Genomic DNA, 25231 nt, shown 5'->3' on the forward strand with positions numbered 1-25231 from the left:
CGGGCGCCGGTCACGCCCCTTCACGGGGTGTGCCGGGGGCCGTCGCCCGGGCACGCGCCACCGAATGCGGGAGCGATTCTCTGCGTCTACGCTCACTTCTGGATCCATGCCGCCGACGGTCGTGCACCCGATCAGGAAGCGAGATGCCCATGGAGCGGCTCAAGGCGTCGGGACTGGTCGGGGAACTCTCGGCGGAATTCCTCGGCACGATGATTCTCATCCTGTTCGGCTGTGGTGTGGTGGCCCAGGTCGTGGCGGGCGGAGCACTCACCGAACCGCCGGGGGGCCTAGGGAATCACGACAGCATCGCCTGGGCATGGGGGCTCGGAGTCACTCTGGGTATCTATGTGGCGGGCAGACTGAGCGGAGCCCACCTCAATCCCGCGGTGACCCTCTCGCTCGCCGCTTTCAAGGATTTCCCCTGGAAGAAGGTGGCTCCCTACACCGTCGCGCAGTTCGTCGGGGCGTTCATCGGTGCATTGCTGGTGCGTTGGAACTACGCCGAGGCCCTGGCCAAGGCGGATCCCGGGCACACCATCAAGACGCAATTCGTCTTCTCCACGCTGCCCGCCAATGGGAACCCCGCACTTCCTGTCCACGAGTGGGGCGCACTGCGGGACCAGGTCATCGGCACCGCTATTCTCATGCTGCTGATCTTCGCGGTCACGGATCTTCTCAATACGCCACCGGGCGCCAACCTCAGCCCGTTCATAGTGGGTCTCATCATCGTGGCCATCGGTATGGCGTTCGGGACCAACGCCGGCTACGCCATCAATCCGGCTCGTGACCTCGGGCCCCGGCTCGCGAGTTTCCTCACCGGCTACGGAGGGGCGTGGCGGGACCAGTACGGCAATCTCTACTACTGGGTGCCGATCGTGGGCCCGCTCGTGGGCGGCCCGGTCGGCGCGTTCCTCTATCAGACCTTCATCGGCCGCTTCCTGCCCGCCGCGGAAGCGGAGCCGGAGGGCACCCTCCCCCTGCCCCCGGAGAATTGACCGCCCGGTTCATTCATCGAGGACGGACCGCGGAAAGGCGGCATGCCATGGCGGACTTCATCGGCGCGGTGGATCAAGGCACCACCAGCAGCCGCTTCATGGTCTTCGACCACGACGGAAACGAAGTGGCCAAGCACCAGTTGGAGCACCAGCAGATTCTGCCCCGGCCGGGCTGGGTGGAACACGACCCGGTGGAGATCTGGGAGCGTACCAACTCGGTCATGCAGAACGCTCTGCGCACCGGAGGTCTCGGCGCCACCGATCTCGACGCCATCGGGATCACCAACCAGCGTGAGACCACGGTCGTCTGGGATCCCCGCACCGGCCGTCCGTACTACAACGCCATCGTGTGGCAGGACACCCGTACCGACTCGATCGCCCGGGCCCTGGAGGACGAGGGGCACGGCGAGGTCATCCGGCGCAAGTCGGGGCTGCCGCCGGCCACCTACTTCTCCGGCGGGAAGATCAAGTGGATCCTCGATCACGTCGAGGGGGTCCGCGCGGCCGCGGAGCGGGGCCACGCGGTGTTCGGGAACACCGACTGCTGGGTGCTGTGGAATCTCACCGGCGGCCCCGACGGCGGCATCCACGCCACCGACGTGACCAATGCCAGCCGGACGATGCTGATGAACCTGGAAACACTCGACTGGGACGACGAACTGCTGGACATCTTCGGCATTCCGAGGGCGATGCTGCCGGTCATCAACCCGTCCTCCGACCCCGAGGCGTACGGCCGCACACGCACGTCCCGGCCCCTGCGGGCCGCGATCCCGGTCACCGGGGTGCTCGGCGACCAGCAGGCGGCCACCGTGGGGCAGGTGTGCTTCGAGCCGGGCGAGGCGAAGAACACGTACGGCACCGGCAACTTCCTCGTACTCAACACCGGTACGAAGCTGATCCGGTCGCAGCACGGCCTGCTCACCACCGTCGCCTACCGGTTCGGGAAGAGTCCGGCGGTCTACGCCCTGGAGGGCTCCATCGCGGTCACCGGGTCCGCCGTGCAGTGGCTCCGGGACCAGATGAAGATCATCACCGAGGCCGCCGAGAGCGAATGGCTCGCCCGGACCGTCGAGGACAACGGCGGGATGTACTTCGTGCCGGCGTTCTCGGGCCTCTTCGCCCCGTACTGGCGCTCGGACGCCCGCGGAGCCATCGTCGGCCTGGCCCGCTACAACACCAACGCCCATCTGGCGCGGGCCACTCTGGAGGCCATCTGTTACCAGAGCCGGGATGTGGTGGACGCGATGGAACAGGACTCCGGCGTCCATCTTGATGTACTCAAGGTCGACGGCGGGGTCACGGCCAACGACCTGTGCATGCAGATCCAGGCCGATGTCCTCGGAGTGCCCGTCAGCCGCCCCGTCGTCGCCGAGACCACCGCGCTGGGCGCCGCGTACGCGGCGGGTCTCGCCACGGGATTCTGGCGCGACCGGGGCGAGTTGCGGGAGCACTGGCAGGAGTCGAAGCGCTGGCAGCCGCAGTGGAGCGAGGAGCGGCGCGCCGCGGGATACGCCGATTGGAAGCGGGCGGTCGAGCGCACCCTGGACTGGGTGCGGGTGGAATGACGTCGGGGTCCGTCGAGCGCGCCGTACGGGCGTGCCCGGCGGGTCCGGCCCGTACGGCGTCCGGCGGGTCAGGCCCCGGCGCGCAGTCCGGCCAGTAGCTGGTAGACGGTCTCGGTGCCCTGCCGCAGCGCGTCCACGCCGATGTGTTCGTCGGTGCCGTGCATGCGCTTGAGCATGTCCCGGTTCACAGTGAACGGGTACATGCCGTAGACGGGTATGTTCTGCTCCCGGAACGGCACCGCGCTGGTGACGGCCTCGAACTGACAGGCGGTGGCCCGTACTCCGGGGTGTGTCCGGCGTACGGCCGTCTGCCAGGCGCGGAAGACGTCCGTGTCGTAGCTGGAGTCGGGCGTGGCCAGATAGCCGCGCAGCCGGTCCAGGGCCTGCTGCTCGCTCTCGCCGGTGTTCCCGACCACGGTCAGCGTCGCCCGGTTGCCGACCAGTGAGCGCAGTTCGGCGACGATACGGCCCGGGTCGTCGCCGCCCGGCAGGAAAGCGGCGCGGAACTCCGCGGTCGCCGTGCCCGGCACGATGCTCGGGTAGTAGCCGGATTGCGCCGAGGTGAAGGCGAGCGTGGTACGCAGCATCGCGTTGTGCAGCTCCGGGGTCTCGCTGAGCCGGACCACCGCTTCGCCGGCCCTGTCCCGCTGCTGCTCCGTACGGGCGTCGAGCATCGAGCGCACGGCCTCGGCGAGCGGCCGGTCGGTTGTGGCCTCGGCGAGTTCGGCGAAGTACCGCCGGGACAGCGCGTTGGGACGGGTGTGGGCGCGCCAGTCCCCGAGCTGCTCCAGCACCTCGCCCAGCCGGATCACGGCCTGCCCGGTGAACGGCTTGGACGTGTGGGTGGCATACGAGGAGGTCTCCAGGCGCAGCAGCAGGGAACGCTTGTCGTTGCAGGTGAGCGAGGCGATCATGGGCGTCCTGCCGTCGCGCTGGTTGAGCACCCAGCCGCCCTCGGTGAGGACCGCGCCCGCCTCGACCTTTCCGGGGTGTTCGGTGAGGAACCAGCGCACCCCGTAAGGTCCTTGTTCCTCGTCGCAGTCGGACCAGAACACGATGTCGCGGTCGAAGGCCGTGCCCTCGCGGACGTGGCGCAGCAGGGCGGCGGCGAAGGCGGCGTTGACGCCCTTCATGTCGAGCGAGCCGCGGCCGTACAGCTTGCCGTCCTTGATGTCGCCGGCGAAGGGGTCCGTCGTCCATCTGTCTCCGATGGCGGGGACGACGTCGGAGTGGCCGAGCAGGATCAGCGGTTTCTTGCGGGCCGGTCCGCTGCCGGGGACGCGGGCGAAGAAGTGGACGTTGCCGTTCTTGGGGGTGGGCACGATCTCGGTGCCGACCCCGGCCGCGCGGAAGACGCCCTGGAGCATCCGGGCGAGCGGCCGGGTCAGCGCGCCGTCGCCGGGGTTGCTGGTGTTCTGGCGGATCATGGCCACGGCGAGGACCACGGGGTCGGTGGGATCTCCGTGGAAGGTGACGCCGCCCGCAGCGGGTGCGGCCGATGCCGTTGGTGTTGCCGATGCCATCGCGCCGAGGCCGAGCGCCGTGCCCGCGACGGCCGTCGCCCCGGCGCCGAGCACGGAGCGGCGTGACGGCCGGACTCGGGGGAAGCCGTCCAGGCAGGCGGAGACGACCGCTGCCGGGTTCTCCCGGTGGGCGTGGTGACCGCCCTCGACGGACAGCGTCGTGCACTCGGCACGGGTCCACTCGGCCCAGCAGCGCACGGTCACTTCTGGCACGTGCGGGTCGTCGGTCGCCCACACCGCGCGCAATTCGACGTGCGGTACGGGGGTGTGGCTGCCGTCGTATCCCGCGGCCATCCGCAGATCGGCGATGACGGGGGGCAGCAGCACATCCTCGAACTCAGGGTCCGCCGGCAGCTCCGGACCGGTCGGTCCGGTCCCGGTGACGAAGGCACGTGCGTCCTCGACGGTCACAGCGCCCCCATCGCCGTGGAAGTCACCGGGACACTGCCCGGCCACGGCGCAGAGCCGCGCGACCGGCACCCCCGCGTCGAGCAGCCGGCAGGACGTCTCGTACGCGAGCAGCGCGCCGACGCCGACGCCGATCAGCACCAGTCGCCGCCCGCCCCGCAGTGCGCGCACCTCGGCCGCCACGGCGTCCGCGTAGGCGGCCAGGTCGGTGACGGGCTCCTCGCCGACGCGGGTGCCCCGACCGGGCGGTGTGATCAGCGCGAGGGCGATGTCCTCGGGCAGCAGGCCCCGCCAGTTCGCGAATGCCGAACCGTGCGCGCCGGTGGGCGCGAAGCACACGGCGAGGGTGCCGGCCTGCGGGTCCGGGTCCGGCACGCTCAACCATGGGACGTTCATGCCTGCTCCTCCTGCTGGGTCCCGCTGCACGGTGCGGCGGTCTGGGTCACGGTGGGTGCGCCGAGGACGTGGCGCGGTGGCACGCGCCGGCCCGCCGGGGCAATGCTCGAAGTCCATGGCGGGCGAAGCTCCTTGATGTGCGGGTCGGTGGCGGTGCCGGGTGGGGTCCTGGTTGGTTCAGTCGCCGGTGCCGCCCGGTCCGCGCAGCATCGCGAAGGGGACGAGGGCGCCGAGCAGCAGGACGCAGGCGAGGGCTGTCCAACCGGCCGTCCCGAGGGCGAGGACGACGCCGGTCATCAGCACCGGGCCCGCGACCCGGTTGGCGACGGTGCGGCTGGTGTTGAACAGCACCAGGTAGGCGCTGCGTGACCGCTCCGGCGCCAAGTCGAAGGAGAGGGTCCACGAGGCGCCGACCTGGAGCAGTTCGGCGAACGTCAGAAGGACGACGGCGGCGCCGAGCACCAGTAGCGCTTCCCGCGCTCCGAAGCCGGGCGCGGCGGCGAAGGCCAGGGCGCCGAGGCTGAGCAGCAGTGCCGCGGTCGCGTACGAGTACCACGCGCGGCGCGTTGTGCTGTAGCAGCGGTTGAGCGGGTACTGAAGAGCGATGCACAGCACGGTGTTGACGGCGTACAGGATGCCGACGTAGCGCTCCGGTACGTCCGTCTCGGTGACGAGCCACAGCGGGAAGGCCACGTTGAGCACCGGCATCCAGAGCGACACCAGTGCGTTGTACGCGGTGAAGCCCAGGAGCCGGCGGTCCTTGAGCAGATCCCCGACGCGGGCGCTCTCGACAGCGGTCGCCGCTCCCTCGCCCTGCGCGGTGGCGTACACCACGGCCACCGCCACGTAGGCGAGTGCGCCGCCGATCAGCAGCGGCCGGAAGGCTCCGGGCGCGCCGGAGCCCAGGGCGACTCCGGCGATCAGCCCGCCCAGACTGATGCCGAGGTTGACGACGGTGCGCTGGACGGCCATCACCTTCGCGCGCAGGCTCTCGGGGGTTCGCGCACCGACGTACGACTGCACGAGTGCGGGCGAGGACTGCTCGGTGACCGCGATGACGGCGACCACGACGAGAAAGCTCCACCAGCCGTCCACCCAGAGATAGCCGGCGGTGGCCAGCGCACGCAGCAGCATCACACCGATCAGGACGGGCTTCGGCCCGAAGCGTCCGGCCAGCCGGGCGAGGGGCACGGCGGCGGCGAGGGCGACGGCTCCGCCGATCGTCAGGCCGGTGCCGACGGACGAGGTGCTGAGGTGGGCGACCTTGACGAAGTAGATGGTGGAGACGGCGAGGAACAGTCCCGTGCCGGTCCACTCGATCAGCGTGGCGCCCTGGACCAGCGGCAGGAACTGCCGGTGGTCGGTTCTCGTCCGCCGCCGGTCGAGGGTGGTGCTCGTACCCATGGGCAGTGCTCCTGATGCTTTCGGTCGAAGAAGAGGCTTCCGCGGCGCGGTGGTTCCACGGCAGCGGCGATCTCCTTGACGACGCCCCGCCCGGTCGCCCAGTCGTCGCAGTAGCGGGTGTCGCGGTATTCGCCGCCGTCGGCGGCCAGGCAGACCGCGAGCCGGTCGTCCGCGCGGTCGTTCCAGCAGGTAGCCGTCCGGTTCGTCGACGACGGTCACGCGGGCGCCGGGCTCGGGGGGCATGGCGCGGGTGGCGTGCGGGGTCTTGAGATCGACCACCGCGAGGAGGGCACGGTCGATGGAGGGCAGCAGACGGGCCGGGGCCGGGCCGAGATTGCCGGAGGTGGGTGCCACCATCACCGTGTCCGGGGTGAGCGGCCGTTCGTCGTGCAGCGCCTGCAACAGCCCCACGGCGCTGCGGTCCTTCACCGATCCGGTGGGGCCGTGCTCCTCGAGTTCGGGTCCCGGACGTCGCACCCGGCCCCGGCGGGCGACGTCCAGGTGAAGTATGGGAGCCCTGCGGAGGAGCCGTGCCAGGACGGGCTTGGCAGGCGGCACTGCTTCCCCCCTGTGGGATGCGTCGTCGAGCCTTTCAGTGGCTCGACCGGTCTGCCCCGATGCGCACACTCAGACCTTAGGCATGCACCCCCCGTTGCCACCACGCCACTGTCCGGCGCCCGTTTCGGTCTTGGCCGGAACAGCGCTTGACGCCTCCTCGCACCCCTTCTCGCCCCCACTGCCGCTCCCAGTGCCGGGGCAGGTGCGGCTCGGTGGCCCAGCGTGCCGGGTCCGGCCGCCACTTCGAAATGGCCGGTTCGATGCGGCCGGACCCGCACGACGCAACGATGGCGTCAGCAGATCCTCGGCAACTGCTCCCCGACCGGGAGGTCGACCACACGTGTCCCTCCGAGCCCCGTGCGGGCCACCACCATGCCCGGGTGGGCGTCCACCGCCTCACCGATCACTGCGGCGTCCCGGCCCAGCGGGTGTGCCCGCATCGCGTCCAGGACCGCGTCGGCGTGTTCGCGCGGTACGAACGCCACCAGCTTCCCCTCGTTGGCGACGTACATCGGGTCGAGCCCGAGGATGGCGCAGGCATTGGCCACCGGCGCGGGAACGGGGACGTGTCGCTCCTGGATCAGGACGCCGGTGCCGGACGCGGCCGCGATCTCGTTGAGAGATGCGGCGAGCCCCCCACGGGTGGGGTCGCGCAGTACGTGCAGGTCCGGGGTGACGGCGAGCATGACCTGCACGAGTCCGCCCAGGGCGGCACAGTCGCTCGCGATCTCGACTCCGAACTCCAGCCCCTCACGCACACTCATGATCGCCACGCCGTGGACGCCGATCGCTCCGCTCACGATCACGACGTCACCCGGGACGACGCGCTGCGGCCGCAGATCCACGCCGGCCGGGATGAGGCCGATACCGGCGGTGTTGATGAAGATGCCGTCTCCGTGACCGGCTTCGACCACCTTGGTGTCCCCCGTCACCACCTCGACGCCCGCGTTGCGCGCGGCGGCGCCGAAGGCCTCGGCGACACGCGCGACGACAGACAGCTCGACACCCTCCTCCAGGATGAATCCGCAGGACAGATGGGCGGCACGCGCACCGCTCATGGCCAGGTCGTTGACGGTGCCGTTGACCGCGAGGTCGCCGATGCTGCCGCCGGGGAAGAACAGAGGCCGTACCACGAAGGAATCGGTGGAGAAGGCCAGTCGGGCGCCGCCGAGCGACACCGAAGCCGAATCGCCCATCTGCGCGAGCGTCTCGCCTCCGAAGGCGGGGGCGAAGATGTGCTGGACCAGTTCGGCGGAGAGCGCGCCGCCACCGCCGTGGCCCATCACGATGCGGGGGTGATCCCGCAGCGGGGCCGGACACGTCCATGCTGTGGGATCGAGGGGCGGGACACCCGGGGTGGACGCTGCCGAAGCGGCTCCGTCGCCGCGCGTGAGGATGTCGACGGTCTCAGCCAACGGGGGTCGCCTCCAGTCGTGCGGTCTTGTTCATGTCCAGCCGCCGGTAGAGGTAGTACGCGGCGCAGGCGCCCTCGCTGGAGACCATGGTGGCTCCCAGCGGGGTTCGAGGGGTGCAGGCGGTGCCGAATGCCTCGCACTGATGGGGTTTCAGCAGGCCCTGCAGGACCTCTCCACTACGGCATTGAGCGGGTTCACGGGTATCGATGCCGGTCACCGAGAAGCGGTATTCGGCGTCGTAGTCCCGATAGCGCGAGGAGAGCCGCCAGCCGCTGCCGGGAATGACGCCGATGCCGCGCCAGGTCCGGTCGGTCACCTCGAAGACATCCTCCAGCATGGCCAGAGCGGCGGGGTTCCCCTCGGGGCGGACCGCGCGCGGATAGGCGTTGTCCACGGTGTGTTCGCCGCGCTCCAACTGGGCCACGGTGCGGCGTACACCTTCCAGGATGTCCAGCGGTTCGAATCCCGTGACCACGATCGGGACGCCGAACCGGTCGGCCAGCCCGGGATATTCGCCCATGCCCATCACACTGCACACATGTCCCGCGGCGAGGAATGCCTGTACCCGGCAGTTCGGCGACTGCATGATCGCCTCGATCGCCGGTGGCACCCGGACATGGGACACCAGCAGACTGAAGTTGCGGATGCCGAGCCTGCGTGCCTGATGGACCGTCATCGCATTGGGAGGGGCGGTGGTTTCGAAGCCGATTCCGAAGAACACGACCTCCCGGTCCGAATTCTGCTGGGCGATCTTCAGCGCGTCGAGCGGGGAGTAGACGACGCGCACGTCTCCGCCCTCGCTGCGGACTCGGAAGAGGTCGCGTCCGGTGCCGGGGACGCGGAGCATGTCGCCGAAGGAACAGAAGATCACTTCGGGACGGGAGGCGATCTCGAGCGCCTTGTCGATGACTTCCAGCGGGGTGACGCAGACGGGGCAGCCCGGTCCATGGATCAGTTCCACCTGGTCCGGCAGGAGTTGGTCGATGCCGTGCCGGATGATGGTGTGGGTCTGCCCGCCGCAGACCTCCATCAGCGCCCACGGCCTGGTGACGGTGGAGCGGATCTCGTCGAGCAGCCTGCGGGCCAGCTCGGGGTCCTGGAATTCGTCGATGTACTTCACTGCCGCGCCTCCTGCGGTGCGTCACCGGCGTCGGGCAACGGCAATCCGCCGGCCTCTGCCGCCATTTCCCAAGGGTCGCCGAACTCCTCCTGAAGCATTCCGAGTTGAGCGAACAGCTCCAGCGTCTGCCGGGCCGACTCCTCGTCCAGCCGCTGCAGGGCGAACCCCACGTGGACGATGGCGTACTCGCCGACCTGAAGGTCCGGCAGATACTCCAGACACGCTTCCTTGACCACCCCACCGAAATCGACGGTGGCCATGCGGGTACCGTCCCGTTCCTCGATTTCCAGTACTCTGCCGGGCACCGCCAGGCACATGGCTCCTCCTTGCTGTGGTTGAATCCGCCTGCCCGGCCCTGCCGGGACACGCCGTCAGTCGATGGCTGCACTGCCCCGCGCCGATCCGATACGGCCGTCGAGTGGCCGGGCGGCGTGCGTCCGAGCGGCCACCATCACCTGTCCCAGGGCCAGCCCCCCGTCGCTCGGGGGGACCTTGTGGTGTCGCAGGACGGTGAAATCGTGGCCGCGGAGTATCCGGGCGCACGCCGAGGAGAGTCGCGTGTTGGCGAACACACCACCGGTCAGGGCGACGGTGTCCAGGCCATACCGCTCACGCGCCAGAACACAGACGCTGTGTACGAGGGCGGCGACCGCCTCGTGGAAGCGGGCCGCGACAACTCCCGGCGCGGTGCCCGCGTATACATCCTCGACCGCTGCGGAGAGTACCGGCGCGGGGTCGGCGATCAGCGGACCCCCGCTGTCCGGCGCGGGCGATCGCAGGGCGAAACCGTATCCGCCGCAGTCGTCCTCAGCCGTTCCCAGGGCAGCGGATTCGAGTTCGACGGCGGCCTGGGCCTCGTATCCGGCCCGGTGACAGATTCCCGTGAGGGAGGAGATGGCGTCGAACAGCCGGCCCATGCTGGAGGTGGGGACGCAGTTGAGATTACGCTCCAACTGACGTTTCAGCGTTGCCAGTTCGTCGGACGGACAGGCCGTCGTGCACGGCAGGTCCTGCGCCCAGCCGATGCCTGCCGCGTACAGATGTGCCAGGGCCATCCGGTAGGGACGCCGTACGGCTGCGTCGCCGCCGGGGAGCGGGACGTACGCGAGATGCCCGAACCGTTGGTATCCATCGTAGTCCGCCAACAGGAACTCGCCGCCCCACACAGCACCGTCGTCGCCGTAGCCGGTGCCGTCGAACGCCACTCCGATCACCCGCCGGCCGCCGTCCAGGCCGTGTTCGGCCATCGCGGAGGCAATGTGTGCGTGATGGTGCTGCACGCGCACGACGGGCCGTCCACCGGCCAGACGGCGAATCAGCTGTCCCGAGCGATATCCGGGGTGTCCGTCGGCCGCCAGGATTTCGGGTCGCACCCCGGCGATGGTCTCCAGCTGCTGTCCGGCATGCTCGAACGCGTGTTGGGTGGCAAGGTCGTCCATGTCACCGATGTGGGCGGACAGCCAGGCCCGGCTCCCTTCCGCCAGGCACAGGGTGTTCTTGAGGTCGCCGCCCGCTGCGAGGATCGCCGGTACCGGGAGGGGCAGTTCGAGGGGCCGGGGGGCGTAACCGCGCGAGCGGCGTACGGTCAGCGGTTCCCCGTCACAGACGCGTACGACGGAGTCGTCGCACGGTACATGGATCGGACGGTCGTGAGTCAGCCAGGCGTCGGCCAGGCGGGCGAGCCGGTCCAGCGCTTCGGCATCGTCGGTGACGATCGGTTCCCCGGCCACGTTGCCGCTGGTCATGACGAGCAGGCGCGGCCCGGCCGGGTCGCCGGGCAGGCCGAGGAGCAGGTGGTGCAGGGGGGTGTAGGCGAGCATGACGCCGAGGTCGGGACTGCCGGGGGCGACGCTGTCCGACGGCACCGGGGCGTCCGGCCCGCAGTCACCGCGACTGCGGCGCCTCAGCAGGACGATCGGCCGGACGACGCCGGTGAGCAGGGCCCGCTCCTCGGCTCCGACATGGACGAGGTGTTCGATGTCGGTGATGTCGCGGGCCATCAGGGCGAACGGCTTGTCGCCACGGGCCTTGCGGCGGCGTAGATCGGCCACGGCCCGGTGGCTGGCCGCATCGCAGGCGAGGTGGTAGCCGCCGAGCCCCTTGACGGCGAGGATCGCGCCGCCGGCCAGGAGCCGGCGGGCCTCGGCGACCGGGTCCGTTGCGGTCGCGCGTCGTGCGGGCTTGTCCGGATCCGGGTGTGCCACCAGCAGTTCGAGACGGGGCCCGCATCGGTGGCAGGCGACCGGCTGGGCATGGAAGCGGCGGTCTGCGGGGTCTGCGTACTCGCGGGCGCAGTCCGGACACATGGGGAAGCGGGCCATGGTGGTGTGCGCGCGGTCGTACGGCAGATCCGTGACGATGGTGAACCGCGGCCCGCAGTTGGTGCAGGTGATGAAGGGGTGCCGGTGGCGCCGGTCCGCGGGGTCGGCCAGCTCGGCGAGACAGTCGGCGCAGGTGGCCACGTCCGGGGGGACCAGAGTGCGGGAGGGTCCGCCGGTCCGGGAGGCGACGATGGTGAATCCTGTGTCACCCGCGGCGGGGACTTCCCTGTGCTCGACGGAATCGAGGACGGCCATGGGCGGCGCGTCCGCGGCGATTCCTTCGCAGAACAGGGTCACGGCGGCCGGTGAGCCCTCGACTTCCGCGACGACGCCTTCGGGAGTGTTGGTGACATGTCCCGCCAGGCCCATCGCGAGGGCGCGTGTGTACAGGTAGGGCCGGAACCCCACGCCTTGGACGATCCCCCGGACGGTGACCCGGCGACGCTGCGCCGGCTCTGCGGTGGCAGGGCCGGACCGTTGCGCCGTCACGCGCGGGTCGGCGCCGTGGCGCCGGACGCGTCCGCCGCAGCACCCGGCTCGCCCCGACCGGCATGCGTGTGGGTCCGGCTGCGAGAAGCTTCGCCGGGCTCCGTGTGTGTATGGGTGTGCGTGGAGTGGTGCTGCTGGGCCATGACGGGCCGGTGGACCGGCGCGCCGTTCGCGGCGGCCAGCGCCCGGTCGAGAAGCGCCCCGACGCCGGCACCGCGCCGGGCGGACGTGAGGAGCACCTCCACACCGGGATTGACCTGCTCGACATGGGCGCGGAACGCGTCCTCGTCGAACTCGACGGCGTCGGCGATGTCCGTCTTCGTCACGAGCACCAGGTGCGCCAGCCCGAAGGCGGTGGGGTACTTCAGCGGCTTGTCCTCGCCCTCGGTGACCGAGGCGAGGACGACCCTCAGGGTTTCACCGAGGTCGTACGAGGCCGGGCAGACCAGGTTGCCGACGTTCTCCACGAACAGGAGCCGCGTGGCCTCGGGCAGCCACCCGTCGAGGTGTCCGCCCAGCATCCGGGCCTCCAGATGACAGAGCCCGTCGGTGAGCACCTGCTTGACCGGGGCGCCGGAGCGGGCCAGGCGCGTGGCGTCGTTCTCGGTGGCCAGGTCGGCGGTCAGTGCCGCGACGGGGACGCCCGTCTCGCGGGCCAGGACCAGTTCGCGTTCGAGCAGTGCCGTTTTCCCACTGCCCGGGCTGGAGAGCAGATTGACGACCGCGGTGCCGCGGGCGGCGAGTTCGGTGCGCAGGTGATGCGCTGTCGTGTCGTTCTTCGCGAGTACCGCCTGCTGCAGATCGACCACACGGCACATGGTTCAGCGCTCCTCGGACATCGGTTCACGGGTACGTCTCTGCATGGGCCCTTCGTCCCAGCGGACGTCGGCGATCTGCAGCTCGCGGCCCGAGAGCAGCTCCGCGGTCGCCTCGCCGCACAAGGGGCAGCACAGTTGCGGTGGCATTCCGACCGCCCATTCGTCAGCACACGGCGCGCAGCGTGCTCGCGCCGGTACGGCGTCGACCACGAGCTCCGCGCCTTCCAGCACGGTTCCGGCGCAGGCCAGCTCGAAGCAGAAGGACAGTGCGTCGGGGACCACTCCGGCCAGCTCGCCGACCTGGAGCCGGACGGAGGTGACGGCGACGGCTCCACCGTCCCGGGCTGCTTCTTCCACCTGACCGACGACGGCCATGGCGATGGACATCTCGTGCATGGGTCTCCGTCCTGCCCGGGTCATTACAACGGGAGGTCACGGCCGCCTCCGGCCCGGCTCGCCGACGCCGCCCGGCAGGTACGTCATTCGGTGCAGCCCGGGCCCGGCCACTCGGGTGCCGTCACATGCACCGGATGCGCACGTAGCGTTTGATGTCGGGCAGTACCTGGGCCACGAGTGCGGCGAGGGCGGCGGCAAGGGCGCCACCGATGATGATCTTCTTCATGACAGGTTCGTCTCCTCAGAGTTGGGCCGGGCCGGCCGCCGACTGCGCGGCGGACGCGGCCCGTTCGTCGTCCCGCACCAGGTGCAGGACCATTTTCACGGCCTCCGGAACGGCAGCCGCGACGGGCTCGCTCAGGCCGATGCCCTCGTCGACGCGGGCGGGTTCGCATCCGACGACCAGCGTGCGCCCCGGGGGCGTGCAGCCCGTCCCGGCGCACAGGGTTTCCAGCAGGGTCAGGACCGCGTCGGGGGACATCCGGTGGCCGTCGAGCAACGCTTCCTGCGGCTCGATACGGCCGGGCCGGTCGGCCTCGATCAGATACAGCGTTCCGGGCTCGCCGCCGCGTTGCGTGGCATCGATCAGGACCAGTGTGTCGTACCCGTCGAGGAGCTGGTACGCAAGATGGACTCCGCGCACCCCGATGTCCACCGCTTCGACGTGGCCGGGCAGGGGTCCTGCCGCCAGTCGTCGTACGGTCTCGACACCGAAGCCGTCGTCGCCGAGGAAGATGTTCCCGACGCCCGCGACCAGAGTCGTCGCTCGCTGCTCCGAGGGCACCGTCATGCGTCCTCCAGGGGTGTGACCTCGTCGGGCTGGAAGTAGAGGAACCGGCCCTGCTCGCGCCGGATGTCCGCACCGGGGTCGCCCTCCACGGTGACCGCGAGGTGCACTCCCCCGTCCACGTCGTGGAGTACCGCTTCGACCAGTGCGCTGCGGTCCTTCAGAAAGAGGTCCTGGGCGTCGGTACGGCGCAGGCCCGGCCGCAGCAGTACGCGGCTGCCCGCGCCCACCGGTCGGCCGTCCACCAGAATCCGGTCGTGCGCCGGGTCGGCGCCGCCGTCGCCTGCCGGGTCCCACCACGGCTGGTCCGGCCTGATCAGGTCGTACTCGTCGGACCCTTCCGGCACTTGTGGAATTCCGTCGGAGGCGACGGCCGCGGGCGCACTCGGCTCGGTGACCTCCCGCAGGGCCCGCATCGCGCCGTGCAGCCGCTCCAGGACCTCGGGGGGCATCGAGTCGGCCAGGTCGATCACTGCGGCCGCCCGGTCGTCCGTCCCCCGGGCCTCACGCTTCTCCTGGTCCGTCAGGGCGGCCGTCCGCAGCGCGAGGATCTCGTCGATCTCCGTGGAGTCGTACAGCGCTCCGGGGCTCTCAGGGGCGATGGCCGGGTGGTCCTCAAGGATGATCGGGGACGAGAGCATCAGGTCCGCTCGGCCGGGCTCCCCGGCCAGTACGGGCCAGGTGTGCAGGTTCCGGCAGCCCGCGACCGCGCCCTTGGCCCACTGGGGAGGGTCCGTCATCGACAGGAACGAGCCTGCGTCGAGGCCCAGGAGGAGGTGGGCGGCCACCAGTGATCTGGGCAGCGCGGCATCGCGGTCGGGGTCGGCGGCGTCCGGCGTCCAGGTGCTGGTGTTCTCCACCACGGCGGTGAGCCGCATCGCCCGGTAGGGGCCGTCGAGTTCGGCGGCGGACAGCCTCACCGTGCCGTTGACCTCCTCGCAGCGGCGCACCAGGCGCCCCACGGTCCGGCCCTCCTCGTCGCGGACCGTTTCGTACTCCTCGCGTGCCGGGCGCGTGAAGTGGACGACGACGCCGTCGCCGGCGAGTTCGGCCACGGTGGTGAGCACTTCGACCCGTTCCTCCGCGCCCTCGTCCCAGGGAACCAGGACCCGGTCGGTGAGATGGAGTTCGGGGACGGTCCGGAAGGTACCGTCCCCCCGGATCTGCTGCACGGTGCGGCGCTGGGCGTGCAGGAACCGCACCTCGGCCGCCAGCGTCGCATTCGCCTTCGGTTCCATCAGACACTCGGTGTGCTGGAAGTCGTGTTCCTCGGCGGCCGCCGCCCAGGCCGGTGGCACGAGCACCCCGAACTGCCAGCGGAGCCGGTTCTTGGCCGCCGACGCACGGTACGGGTACAGGACGTAGCCCTCGAAGAGGACCGCGTCGGCCACGCCTCGGGCGGCGGCGAAACGGGCTTCCAGCGCGGGGGTGAGCGCGGATGTGGTCATTGCGCCGTCCTCTCGGCGAGCCCCGCGTCGGCGAGTCTTCGGTCCGGTGGCGGGAGGGCGGCCGTGGTCCCGGCCGCGTCGAGAAGTGCCTGGACGGTCGCCTCCCAGGACGGCAGTGCCTGCCGGGAGCGGAATTCCAGCAGCGCGTCCATGGTGTCGCGGCGGAGGCGGATCCAGCCGCACCCGGGAAAGTGCTGATCGACCATCTCCTGCCACACCGCCACCGGCATCCTGAACGGCGCCTCCAGGTCCCACGGCACCGGCTCGACCCGGAAGCCGCCGGAGCCGGTGAAGGCGGTGCCGGAGAAGAGCATCAGGAGCGGCACCTCACCGTCCGTCAGCGCGTTCATGTACCGCGTCGCGGCGATCTCCAGGTCATACGTGCAGGGCACGACGACGTCCGTCTCGGTTTCTCCGGTGAACGCGGGAACCATGACCGGGACCTGGGCGAACTGCACGGGCTGGAGTGTGCTGCCCCAGCGTGAGCGCTCTCCGAACAGGTCCGTCAGGCCTTCGGCCTCGGTCGTTTCGTAGCCGCGCCGGGCCGGTTCGATGCGGATCTGGCAGCGCAGCGCGAGCGCGTGGACCCGCGCTCCCTCGGACACGGTGATGCGCAGCCGGAAGACGAGGGTTGGGCCGGCGGCGTACGGATCGGCGCGTACGCCGGTGCAGGTGAAGGTGAAGTCCGTCATGGCTGACGCTCCCCCACCGTTGCCTCGGCCCGACGTTCGATGTGTTCGAAGAACGCCTGCAGATCGGCCCGGGCCTCGGCTCCGCCGTCGAAGCCCTGCCACCGCAGGCGCATGCGTCCCACCAGCTCGTAGCAGATGTCGATCGGTACCAGATAGCACTCGGCCCGGCCCTCGGAGCGGCGCAACAGCAGGGCTTCCACGTCGGGTTCGAGCAGCTCGGAGAGACGGCTGCCGCCGAGGACCGTCTGCCAGGCCAACGGATCGAGTTCGCTCTCGGTGGCTCCGGCGGGGCTCGGGTAGAGCGCCACCAGCCGGTCCAGTGCGGCGTTGCGGAAGAAGAACGCCACGCCGACCGGGATCTGCAGGAGCTCCCACGCGTTGTCGTCGAGACGGTGGTCGTGGTCGGCGAGGTAGCGGTCCGGGACGCTCAGGAAGCGGCCGTGGGCGGCGCCGGGCCGCTCGAAGAGCAGGGCGCACGGGGTGCAGGCGCACGCCAGCGACCGTTGCTCGGTGTCCACCAGATGCCGGTGGTTGTCCTCGGCGACCAGGACTCCGCACAGTTCGCACCGCTCCTGCCGCGGCTCACGCGGTAGCGCGAACCGCCGCAGGATGTGTACGCCCGAGGCGGGCGCGGACCGCCCGGCCCACGTCCGGGGCGCGCTCATGGCGTCCCGGCCGGGGCCGGACGGGCGGTCGACGCGCCTTTCGGCGTGCGGGTTCCGATCTGAAGGAGTGCCGGCTCCCGACTGGCGGAGGCGGGCTCCATCTCGACCGTGGTGACTTCCGGTGCGAAGCAGGCCAGGGAATTCTCGACGGACAGCTGTGCGACCGGCGCACCGCTGCAGCCGCAGCCGCCCGTGCCGGCGGTCCGCAGGCGCAGGGTGCCCGTGCTGTCGTCGAAGCTCACCACCTCGACGGGATCACGGACGGCTTCGAGGGCCCGCCCGATACGCATGCCGGTGTCCTCGGGGTGCAGGTCGTGCAGGACCAGCAGGCTCGACACGAGGCCGTCGCCCAGGAGCGCGTCCAGGGTGTCGCCGGTATCGCGGCCCGGTGCGGCCAGGAGCCCGTCGATGATCCGGGCCAGCCCTGCCCCGTAGAAGTCCATCAGGGCCCGCACCAGTTCCTCGGCCGTCGCGGAGGTCTTCCGGTCACCGGCTGCCGTCAGTTGTTCGAGCACCTCTTCGACGCGGCGCCCGGCCTGCTCCGCGTCGAGCACCTTCGCTGCCGCGGTATGTGTGGTCGCGCTCATCCGCCGAGTCCGCTCAGACCGGTGGGCACATGCATCTTCTGCACGGTTCGGCCGCCGCCGACGTACATATGGACGCCGCACGGGAGGCAGGGGTCGAAGCTGCGCACGGTGCGCATGATGTCGATGCCTTTGAAGTTCTCCGGCGGGTTCTCCTCGAAGATCGGAGTGTTCTGCACGGCGTCCTCGTACGGGCCGGGAGTTCCGTAGGTGTCCCTGGTGCTGGCGTTCCACGGCGTCGGAGGGTAGGGGTGGTAGTTGGCGATCTTGCCGTCTCTGATCACCATGTGGTGCGACAGCACACCCCGCACGGCCTCGGTGAATCCGACGCCGATGCTCTCGTCGGGGACATCGAACTTCTCCCAGGTCTGGGTGCGTCCGGCGCGGACCTCCTCAAGCCCCTTTTCGGCGCAGTGCAGCGCGATCGCGGCCGCGTACGCCTGGAAGTACGTGCGGGCGCGGTTGCGCTCCAGCGCGTTGCTCCACTTCGGGATCTGCCACTCGAAGGTGGTCTCGGGCTTGGTCATGGTGCGGGGCAGGTTGATGACGACGCTGTGTCCGGTGGCCTTGACGTAGCCGACGTCGACGAGCCCGGACAGGGCGGTGGACCACAGCCGGGCGATGGGACCGCCGCCGGTGTCCAGGGCCAGGTGGTCCTTGCCGTCGAACCAGCGCGGCGACATCACCCAGCTGTACTTGTCGTCGAAGTTCCGCTTCTGCGGCGCGGGGATCGTGTGCTGGTTCCACGGGTGGCGTGGGTCGACCGGGTTGCCGAGCGGGTCGTGGGTGACGAACTGCTCCTTGCCCTGCCAGTCGTCGTAGTACGAACTGCCTAGCAGGATCCGGATGCCGAGGTTGATCTCGGTCAGGTCGTTGGTGACCAGCTTGCCGTCCACGATCACACCCGGGGTGACGAACATCCTCCGTCCCCAGTCGCTCATGTTGGCGTAGGTGAAGTCGCAGTGCTCGGGGTCGTTGAGCGCTCCCCAGCAGCCGAGCAGCACCCGTCGGCGCCCGACCTCCTCGTACCCGGGCAGGGCCTCGTAGAAGAAGTCGAACAGGTCGTCGTGCAGGGGCACGACCCGCTTCATGAACTCCACATAGCGCATGAGGCGGCTGAGGTAGTCCGTGAAGAGCTGGACGGAGGCGACGGTGCCCACCCCGCCCGGGTAGAGCGTGGAGGGGTGCACATGGCGCCCCTCCATCAGGCAGAACATCTCCCGCGTGTAGCGGCTCACCTGGAGGGCCTCGCGGTAGAACTCGCCCTCGATGGGGTTGAGAGACCGCATGATGTCGGCGATCGTGCGGTATCCGTGCTCCCCGGCGTGCGGCGCCTCGGTACGCTCGGCGAGTTCCAGGACACCGGGATTGGTCTCGCGGACCATCTTTTCGCAGTAGTCGACCCCGACCAGGTTCTCCTGGAAGATGTTGTGGTCGAACATGTACTCCGCGGACTCGCCGAGGTTGATGATCCACTCACCGAGGTGCGGCGGCTTCACCCCGTACGCCATGTTCTGCGTGTACACGGAACACGTGGCGTGGTTGTCGCCGCAGATCCCGCAGATGCGGCTGGTGATGAAGTGCGCGTCCCTGGGGTCCTTGCCCCGCATGAAGACGCTGTAGCCACGGAAGACCGATGAGGTGCTGTAGCACTCCGCGACCCGCTTCTGCTTGAAGTCGATCTTCGTGTGGATACCGAGACTGCCCACGATCCGGGTGATCGGATCCCAGGCCATCTCCACCAGGCCGCTGCCGTCGCCGGCCGCCTTCGTTGTCGGTGCCATCGTGTGTGCCGTAGCCCTTCTGATAAGCGTGAGGTGGGGTCGTCACCGGGAGGTGCGCAGTGCCGTCGGTGTCCTGGACGGGTTCACCACGGGGGCCGGTAGCCGGTGGTCAGCCGGTCCCTCTTGTGCCGCCACTTCGGCTCCTTGTCCACGGTCTTCGCCGTGATCGACCGGAGCCGGCGGATGACCGCGCCGTACGCGCCGCTGGCGGTGACGGAGACCTTGGCGCCCGGCGGTTCGTCCATGAACGGCATGAACTTGTCGGGGAAGCCCGGCATGGTGCAGGCGATGCAGATGCCACCCACGTTGGGGCAGCCTCCGATGCCGTTCATCCAGCCGCGTTTGGGTACGTTGCACTTGACGACGGGGCCCCAGCAGCCGAGCTTGACCAGGCACTTGGGCGAGTCGTAGGTCTCGGCGAACTCGCCCTGTTCGTAGTACCCGGCCCGGTCGCACCCCTCGTGCACGGTGGCGCCGAACAGCCAGGTGGGACGGAGCTTGTCGTCCAGCGGAATCATCGGAGCGGATCCCGCCGCCTGGTACAGCAGGTACGTCAAGGTCTCCGAGAAGTTGTCCGGCTGGATCGGGCAGCCGGGCACGCACACGATCGGGATCCCGGCCTTCGACTTCCAGTCCCAGCCGAGATAGTCGGGCAGGCCCATGGCACCGGTCGGGTTGCCGGCCATCGCGTGGATTCCGCCGTACGTGGCGCAGGTCCCGATGGCGACGACGGCCAGGGCCTTGGGCGCCAGCCGGTCGATCCATTCGCTGGTGGTGACCGGCTGGCCGGTCTCCGGGTTGTCACCGAAGCCGCACCAGTAGCCCTCCGCCTTGATCGTCTCGTTCGGGATGGAACCCTCCACGACCAGGACGAAGGGGTCGATCTCGCCGCGCTCGCCCTTGAAGAACCACTCGATGAACGTGTCCGCACCGCCCACCGGGCCGCTGTCGAAGTCGATCAGCGGCCAGTGGACCTCGATCTTGGGCAGACCGGGCAGCGCACCGGTCACGATCTCTTCGATGCTCGGCTGCATCGCGGCGGTCAGGGCCACCGAGTCGCCGTCACAGCTCAGCCCCGCGTTGATCCAGAGGATGTGGATCGGGGACTCTTCTCCGGTGGCCGCAGCGGATGCGTCCACGGTGTTCGACGTTGCTGCATCCATGAGGATGCCTCCCTGGAAAGAGACAACAGTGAAGGCCGGTATGTCGGCCTTCACTGTTGTTGGTAGCAAGCCTTCGGTGCGGATACACCATCGTGCGCCGCCAGTGCGGTGACGCCGGACTCAAAGGCGGGCCGTCCCGCTGCGGGTCCGGCGGCCGGGGCGAGGTGCGAGGGGCGGCCCGAGGGAGGATCCTTGTGGACGAATGCGCGCCGCAGTGCGTGGTAGGGCGACCGTGGGTCGAAGAAGGTCCGCCGCATCGCCGCCAGTTCCTGCTCGCGGTAGTCGGCCAGGGGTCTGTGGGCCTCGTCCCGGTCCCGCTCCGCCTTCTTCGCCGCGATCCGCGCCTGTGCCGCGGGCGACGCGGCGAGGCGGGCCGCCAGCCGGGTGACCTCGTCCGTGAACGACTGGGCAGCGCAGTCGACCGTCAGGTCGGCCAGTCCGAGCCGCACCGCGGCTTCGGCGCTCACCGGCAGCGCATCGCCGGTGAGGCGATCCGCGGCGGCGCTCCCCACCCGGCGCGGCAGCGTGTACGTCCAGTACTCGGAGCCGTACAGCCCCATCAGTCGGTAGTGCGGGTTCAGCACCGCGCCCGACCTGCACCAGATCTCGTCCGCGGCCAGGGCGAGCATCACCCCGCCCGCGGCCGCGTTGCCGCCCACGGCGGAGACCACCAGCCGGTCGGTGGTGGTCAGTACGGCCTCCACGAGGTCGTCCATGGCGTTGATGTTGGCCCAGGACTCCTCGCCGGGGTCGGCGGCGGCCTCGATGACATTGAGGTGGATGCCGTTGGAGAAGAAGTCCCGGCCGCCGCCCAGCACCAGCACCGCGGTGGGCCGTCGGCAGGCCACCAGGTAGGCGTCGTGCAGGCGTCGGCACTGCGCCGTGCTCATCGCACCGCCGGGGAAGGAGAACGAGAGGATCCCGGCCTGCCCCACCTCCCGGTACCGGATGTCGCTCCAGCCGTGCCAACCCCCTTCGTCGTACAGCGGCGCGGGATGCTCGGGCAGTGCGGGCAGACGCCCGGCGAGCGCCGTCACAGCGGGCAGCTTGAACGTGGCGGGCCCGCCCGGTGTGCGGCGGGGGCGGAGTTCGGGGATCCACACCGCGCCGTCGGTCGTCGCCCGGCAAACGGCCCCTGCCCGTACAGCCACCAGCTCGCCCGGCCTGCCGCGCAGTTCGTGCTCCGGGTGCCCCCCGTGCAGAAACCATTCGTCCCCGAGCAGTTCGTCGAGCACTCCGGGGAACGAGTCGGCGGCCCGCAGCTTGCGCAGGACCGCTTCCGTGGAGTCCGACTCCCAGTCGATGCGACGGCGCTCCTGGCGGAAGTACGGGCGCGTACGAATACACAGCTCCTCGTCCCCGCCGGTCTGCGGACGAGGGACGTACGTACCGGACGCGAAGCGCTCGACGGCGAGGTGCACAGCCCGCAACGCGGCGTCGGAGACTTCGTTGCGGTACAGGTCGCTCTTGCCCACCGGAGGCACCGCGAAGGTGGCCGATGCCCAGATGTCTCCGGCATCCATCTCCTCGTCGGCCTGCAGGACCGTCACGCCCCAGGTGTCCGCGTCCTCGTGGATGGCCCAGTCGAGGGAAGAAGGCCCGCGGTCACCGGGTGGGCCGGGGTGGACGACGAGGCAGGTGTGCGCCGCCCACACGTCCCGGGGGATGGCGGTCTTCAGCAACGGAGCCAGGATGAGGTCGGGCGCGAACTCGTGGACGGCTCGGCGCAGCGACGCGTCGCGAGCTGACGCGTCCCCGATTGTGAGCTCCACCGCCACGGCGTGACCGCGGTCCCTCAGCTCGGCATGAACACGCTGAGTGAGACTGTTGAACGCGCTCGCCATGATCAGAATGTGCATGGCAATCTCCCAACGCCGGGCAGATCCGGCTGGTAGCGATCGTGGGTATCGCAATCGGGGCTCCAGCGGCAACCGGCCGCGAGGTCACCCGAAAGCGAACGTATCGGCGACCACTCAGTGGAACCCGTGGACCGAGCCCGGCGCTCAGCGGATCGGAATGAACCGGACAAGGGCATGACACGGAACCGAGCGTTCGTTCCGAGCCCGACTACGCACCCGCCGCGACCGGTCGGGGCCGGGCGGCATGGCCCGCCCCGGCAGCCTGTTATCTTTACGTGACTTCGCGACGCAACTCTCGGTCATGCTTTGGCCTTTGCTGTGGCGGAGTCGCAAGGGGGAAGCGCGTGACCGCCCTCTGGGCGTTTCGGACCGATCAGCAGCCGCACGGCCTGAACTGAACCTGGGGATGCACATGCCATACACCGGCCGGGACGCCTGACCCTGCCGCCCGCCGAGCGCCGGGCAGGCTTCCGCGGGGCCCCGGGAGGGCCGGCCGAAACGGCGCGTGGCGGCGCACGAGCAATGACCACTACACGTGTACGGGCACGGTCGTAGTCTGCGGCCGGCCCGGCCTGTCATGGCTGGACGGAATGACACAACACAACTTATTCAGTAGAACGGCACATGCCGCTCGGGCCGTGTTAGCCCCCGGGAAGAGATGCAGAAGACAGGCGAACCGACCGCGCCTGCGCCTGCCCCGCAAGCCGGACTATCCGCGCACGGGCCGACGCGGCTGGCGAAGGTGGGTGCCCTCGTGGCGGCTCGCCGTGGGTTCGTTCCTGATGTTCACCGCAACGCTGACGACCGTGGTGGCCATCGCCTACGCGCGTACGGACATCCCCGAGGACCTCAACGCTTTCGCCACCCAGCAGGACACCGTCTACTACTGGGCCGACGGCACTCCCATGGCCCGTACGGGCTGGGTGAGCCGCCAGGAGATGCCTCTGTCGAAGATTCCCGACGATGTCCGATGGGCCGTGCTGGCGGCCGAGAACGCCGACTTCTACTCGGACCACGGCATATCGACGCAGGGAATCACCCGCGCGCTGTGGCGCACGGTCGGCGAGGGGGACACCCAGGGCGGATCGACCATCACCCAGCAGTACGTCAAGAACGTCTACCTCTCGCAGGACCAGTCCTTCTCCCGCAAGTTCACCGAGATGCTGCTCGCGGTCAAACTCGACCGGCATGTGAGCAAGGACAAGATCCTTGAGGAGTACCTGAACACCAGTTGGTTCGGCCGCGGCACCTACGGCCTCCAGCGCGCGGCCCAGGCCTACTACGGCAAGGAGGTCACCGAACTCGACGCCGGCGAGGGCGCGTTCCTCGCGTCCTTACTCAAGGGGGCCTCGCTCTACGACCCCGCCGTCAGCCCCCGCAACCGTGACCGTGCCGTCAAACGGTGGAAATGGACGCTGGACCGCATGGTGGAGATCGGCAGGCTGAGCCCGGCCGAGCGCGCCCGGTACACCACCTTTCCCGAGCCCAAGCCGCCCCACAGACCCAACAGCACGGCCGGACAGGACGGTTATCTCGTCCAGCTCGCCGAGTCGTACGCCAAGCGTGCGGCGCACATCTCCGACGCACGCTTCGACCTCGGCGGCTACCAGATCTACACGACGTTCGAGAAGCCGCGGATGACCGCCCTCACCCGGGCCGTGAAGGATGCGCGCCACGACACACTCGACCCCGGGCAGCGCAAGACCGATCGCCATGTCCGGTTCGGGGCCGCGTCCGTCGCCCCGGACGGCCGGATCCTCGCCGTGTACGGCGGACCGGACTTCGAGCGGCAGGCCTTCAACGAATCCAACGCGAGTACCGTACCGGCCGGTTCGGCGTTCACGCCGTTCGTCTACGCCGCCGGTCTGGAACACGGCGTCTCACGCGGGCGCAACGGTCCCCGGACCACCGTCACACCCTCGACCGTGTACGACGGTGACGACGGCACTCCGGTCGTGACGCCCGAAGGCCCCTACTGGGACCGCAGCGGCAAGACGGTCAATGGTCACAACGACGGCAACCGATCCTACGGCCGCATCAGTCTGCACGACGCCATGGCGAAGGCCGTGAACTCCCCGTTTCTCCAACTCGGCATGGATGCCGGGCTGAAGCAGGTCCGTAGGACGGCCGAGGCATCGGGGCTGCTCCCCTCCAGCTTCGGTCCACCCGTTCCCGCATTCTCGATGGGCAACTCCACGCCGAGCGCCATCCGTATGGCCGACGCGTACGGCATGTTCGCGGCCCACGGCATGCACACCGATCCGTACTCGGTTCGCAAGGTCACGCGCAACGGCGAGCCGGTCCGGCTGGATCTTCCGCGGGCCACGCGCGCCGTGCGCTCCGCCGTCGCCGACGAGGTCACCGCGGCGCTCGCACGGCCCGGCAAGGAGAGCGGCACGCCCTCCGCCGCACCCGTCGCCGCCAAGGCGGGAACCACCGAGGACGACACCGCACGCTGGTACGTCGGTTACGACCGGGCCGCGTCCACTGCCGTGGTCGTGTACCGCATGGACCTGGCAAAGAGTCTGGCGCCACTTCCGCTGAAGGGGCTCGGCGGCACCGCGGCCGACGGCAAGAAGCTCCCGTCCCGGATCTGGCACTCATACACGGAAGCCACGACGAAATGACAGACACCAGAGCAGAATCGGCCGTTCAACGAATACGGGCCGGCTTGACGCCCCGTATCGTCCTGGGGCTCGCGGCATGTGTGGTGGCGTCTGGTGCCGCGGCGCTCGTTGCGTCGGCATCCGACGATTCCCCGGACCACGGGACCCCGCAGCAGGGGGCGAGCACCGTCGCCGCGCCGACCCCTACTGCCCGGGAGCATCGCGGGAGCGACGG

The 25231-nt window shown here is 69.9% G+C and carries 20 protein-coding genes; 3 read left to right on the plus strand and 17 right to left on the minus strand.

Annotated elements, in window-relative coordinates; all coding sequences use genetic code 11:
- The first annotated feature begins 149 nt into the window (after nt 1–149).
- A complete protein-coding gene (locus tag ACZ7L9_RS12995; protein ID WP_471415194.1) occupies nt 150–995 on the plus strand; it encodes an MIP/aquaporin family protein in 846 nt (281 codons plus the stop codon).
- A gap of 47 nt (nt 996–1042) precedes the next feature.
- Nucleotides 1043–2560, plus strand: a complete 1518-nt coding sequence (gene glpK, locus ACZ7L9_RS13000) for a glycerol kinase GlpK (RefSeq protein WP_471414925.1) — start codon at nt 1043–1045, stop codon at nt 2558–2560.
- Nucleotides 2561–2628: 68 nt separating this feature from the next.
- Here glpK and ACZ7L9_RS13005 read toward each other — a convergent pair whose 3' ends face one another.
- From ACZ7L9_RS13005 to ACZ7L9_RS13085, 17 genes are all read right to left on the minus strand, one after another.
- Nucleotides 2629–4887 (minus strand): M20/M25/M40 family metallo-hydrolase, encoded by a 2259-nt coding sequence (locus ACZ7L9_RS13005; RefSeq protein ID WP_471414926.1) that lies wholly within the window; start codon nt 4885–4887, stop codon nt 2629–2631.
- Nucleotides 4888–5064: 177 nt separating this feature from the next.
- Nucleotides 5065–6849, minus strand: coding sequence for an MFS transporter (locus ACZ7L9_RS13010; RefSeq protein ID WP_471414928.1), 1785 nt, complete (start codon nt 6847–6849; stop codon nt 5065–5067).
- 293 nt (nt 6850–7142) lie between these two features.
- Entirely contained in the window at nt 7143–8246 is a 1104-nt protein-coding gene (hypE, locus tag ACZ7L9_RS13015; protein ID WP_471415196.1) for a hydrogenase expression/formation protein HypE, read from the minus strand.
- Between the two features lie 10 nt (nt 8247–8256).
- Nucleotides 8257–9384, minus strand: a complete 1128-nt coding sequence (gene hypD / locus ACZ7L9_RS13020) for a hydrogenase formation protein HypD (RefSeq protein ID WP_471414930.1) — start codon at nt 9382–9384, stop codon at nt 8257–8259.
- Entirely contained in the window at nt 9381–9701 is a 321-nt protein-coding gene (locus tag ACZ7L9_RS13025; protein WP_471414932.1) for a HypC/HybG/HupF family hydrogenase formation chaperone, read from the minus strand. Before ACZ7L9_RS13025 ends, hypD begins: the two co-directional genes overlap by 4 nt.
- A 54-nt stretch (nt 9702–9755) precedes the next feature.
- Nucleotides 9756–12194, minus strand: a complete 2439-nt coding sequence (gene hypF, locus ACZ7L9_RS13030; protein WP_471414933.1) for a carbamoyltransferase HypF — start codon at nt 12192–12194, stop codon at nt 9756–9758.
- On the minus strand, nt 12191–13012 hold the full coding sequence (hypB, locus tag ACZ7L9_RS13035) for a hydrogenase nickel incorporation protein HypB (protein ID WP_471414935.1): 822 nt from the start codon (nt 13010–13012) through the stop codon (nt 12191–12193). The genes hypF and hypB overlap by 4 nt, the downstream gene beginning before the upstream one ends.
- Before the next feature lie 3 nt (nt 13013–13015).
- The gene (gene hypA, locus ACZ7L9_RS13040) at nt 13016–13408 is read right to left on the minus strand and encodes a hydrogenase maturation nickel metallochaperone HypA (RefSeq protein WP_471414936.1); all 393 of its coding nucleotides are present in this window, start codon (nt 13406–13408) and stop codon (nt 13016–13018) included.
- Nucleotides 13409–13529: 121 nt separating this feature from the next.
- Nucleotides 13530–13634: a DUF6893 family small protein gene (locus ACZ7L9_RS13045; protein ID WP_471414938.1), complete on the minus strand. Its 105-nt coding sequence runs from the start codon at nt 13632–13634 to the stop codon at nt 13530–13532.
- Between the two features lie 15 nt (nt 13635–13649).
- Nucleotides 13650–14198, minus strand: coding sequence for a hydrogenase maturation protease (locus tag ACZ7L9_RS13050; protein ID WP_471414939.1), 549 nt, complete (start codon nt 14196–14198; stop codon nt 13650–13652).
- Nucleotides 14195–15643 (minus strand): hypothetical protein, encoded by a 1449-nt coding sequence (locus ACZ7L9_RS13055; protein ID WP_471414941.1) that lies wholly within the window; start codon nt 15641–15643, stop codon nt 14195–14197. The genes ACZ7L9_RS13050 and ACZ7L9_RS13055 overlap by 4 nt, the downstream gene beginning before the upstream one ends.
- Nucleotides 15640–16335, minus strand: coding sequence for a DUF6084 family protein (locus tag ACZ7L9_RS13060; protein WP_471414942.1), 696 nt, complete (start codon nt 16333–16335; stop codon nt 15640–15642). The genes ACZ7L9_RS13055 and ACZ7L9_RS13060 overlap by 4 nt, the downstream gene beginning before the upstream one ends.
- Nucleotides 16332–17000: a DUF5947 family protein gene (locus tag ACZ7L9_RS13065; protein ID WP_471414944.1), complete on the minus strand. Its 669-nt coding sequence runs from the start codon at nt 16998–17000 to the stop codon at nt 16332–16334. The genes ACZ7L9_RS13060 and ACZ7L9_RS13065 overlap by 4 nt, the downstream gene beginning before the upstream one ends.
- Complete coding sequence (locus tag ACZ7L9_RS13070; RefSeq protein WP_471414946.1) at nt 16997–17587, minus strand: hypothetical protein; 591 nt, start codon at nt 17585–17587, stop codon at nt 16997–16999. Before ACZ7L9_RS13070 ends, ACZ7L9_RS13065 begins: the two co-directional genes overlap by 4 nt.
- The gene (locus tag ACZ7L9_RS13075; protein WP_471414947.1) at nt 17584–19368 is read right to left on the minus strand and encodes a nickel-dependent hydrogenase large subunit; all 1785 of its coding nucleotides are present in this window, start codon (nt 19366–19368) and stop codon (nt 17584–17586) included. The genes ACZ7L9_RS13070 and ACZ7L9_RS13075 overlap by 4 nt, the downstream gene beginning before the upstream one ends.
- Before the next feature lie 83 nt (nt 19369–19451).
- A complete protein-coding gene (locus ACZ7L9_RS13080; RefSeq protein WP_471414949.1) occupies nt 19452–20531 on the minus strand; it encodes an NADH-quinone oxidoreductase subunit B family protein in 1080 nt (359 codons plus the stop codon).
- A 50-nt stretch (nt 20532–20581) separates the two neighbouring features.
- A complete protein-coding gene (locus ACZ7L9_RS13085; RefSeq protein WP_471414950.1) occupies nt 20582–22390 on the minus strand; it encodes a hydrogenase maturation protein in 1809 nt (602 codons plus the stop codon).
- Between the two features lie 782 nt (nt 22391–23172).
- Here ACZ7L9_RS13085 and ACZ7L9_RS13090 point away from each other — a divergent pair.
- A complete protein-coding gene (locus ACZ7L9_RS13090) occupies nt 23173–25017 on the plus strand; it encodes a transglycosylase domain-containing protein (protein ID WP_471414951.1) in 1845 nt (614 codons plus the stop codon).
- Nucleotides 25018–25231 lie beyond the last annotated feature (214 nt).

This window comes from Streptomyces sp. NPDC111516 (assembly GCF_055635345.1).

What these genes read in the sequence shown, in the direction of transcription:
- hypA (WP_471414936.1), bottom strand. Translation starts at nt 13,408, where the DNA reads ATGCACGAGATGTCCATCGCCATGGCCGTCGTCGGTCAGGTGGAAGAA.
- ACZ7L9_RS13090 (WP_471414951.1), top strand. Translation starts at nt 23,173, where the DNA reads ATGTTCACCGCAACGCTGACGACCGTGGTGGCCATCGCCTACGCGCGT.
- ACZ7L9_RS13085 (WP_471414950.1), bottom strand. Translation starts at nt 22,390, where the DNA reads ATGCACATTCTGATCATGGCGAGCGCGTTCAACAGTCTCACTCAGCGT.
- glpK (WP_471414925.1), top strand. Translation starts at nt 1,043, where the DNA reads ATGGCGGACTTCATCGGCGCGGTGGATCAAGGCACCACCAGCAGCCGC.
- ACZ7L9_RS13075 (WP_471414947.1), bottom strand. Translation starts at nt 19,368, where the DNA reads ATGGCACCGACAACGAAGGCGGCCGGCGACGGCAGCGGCCTGGTGGAG.
- ACZ7L9_RS13055 (WP_471414941.1), bottom strand. Translation starts at nt 15,643, where the DNA reads ATGACCACATCCGCGCTCACCCCCGCGCTGGAAGCCCGTTTCGCCGCC.
- ACZ7L9_RS13060 (WP_471414942.1), bottom strand. Translation starts at nt 16,335, where the DNA reads ATGACGGACTTCACCTTCACCTGCACCGGCGTACGCGCCGATCCGTAC.
- ACZ7L9_RS13065 (WP_471414944.1), bottom strand. Translation starts at nt 17,000, where the DNA reads ATGAGCGCGCCCCGGACGTGGGCCGGGCGGTCCGCGCCCGCCTCGGGC.
- ACZ7L9_RS13045 (WP_471414938.1), bottom strand. Translation starts at nt 13,634, where the DNA reads ATGAAGAAGATCATCATCGGTGGCGCCCTTGCCGCCGCCCTCGCCGCA.
- ACZ7L9_RS13080 (WP_471414949.1), bottom strand. Translation starts at nt 20,531, where the DNA reads ATGGATGCAGCAACGTCGAACACCGTGGACGCATCCGCTGCGGCCACC.
- ACZ7L9_RS13070 (WP_471414946.1), bottom strand. Translation starts at nt 17,587, where the DNA reads ATGAGCGCGACCACACATACCGCGGCAGCGAAGGTGCTCGACGCGGAG.
- ACZ7L9_RS12995 (WP_471415194.1), top strand. Translation starts at nt 150, where the DNA reads ATGGAGCGGCTCAAGGCGTCGGGACTGGTCGGGGAACTCTCGGCGGAA.
- ACZ7L9_RS13005 (WP_471414926.1), bottom strand. Translation starts at nt 4,887, where the DNA reads ATGAACGTCCCATGGTTGAGCGTGCCGGACCCGGACCCGCAGGCCGGC.
- ACZ7L9_RS13050 (WP_471414939.1), bottom strand. Translation starts at nt 14,198, where the DNA reads ATGACGGTGCCCTCGGAGCAGCGAGCGACGACTCTGGTCGCGGGCGTC.
- ACZ7L9_RS13025 (WP_471414932.1), bottom strand. Translation starts at nt 9,701, where the DNA reads ATGTGCCTGGCGGTGCCCGGCAGAGTACTGGAAATCGAGGAACGGGAC.
- hypB (WP_471414935.1), bottom strand. Translation starts at nt 13,012, where the DNA reads ATGTGCCGTGTGGTCGATCTGCAGCAGGCGGTACTCGCGAAGAACGAC.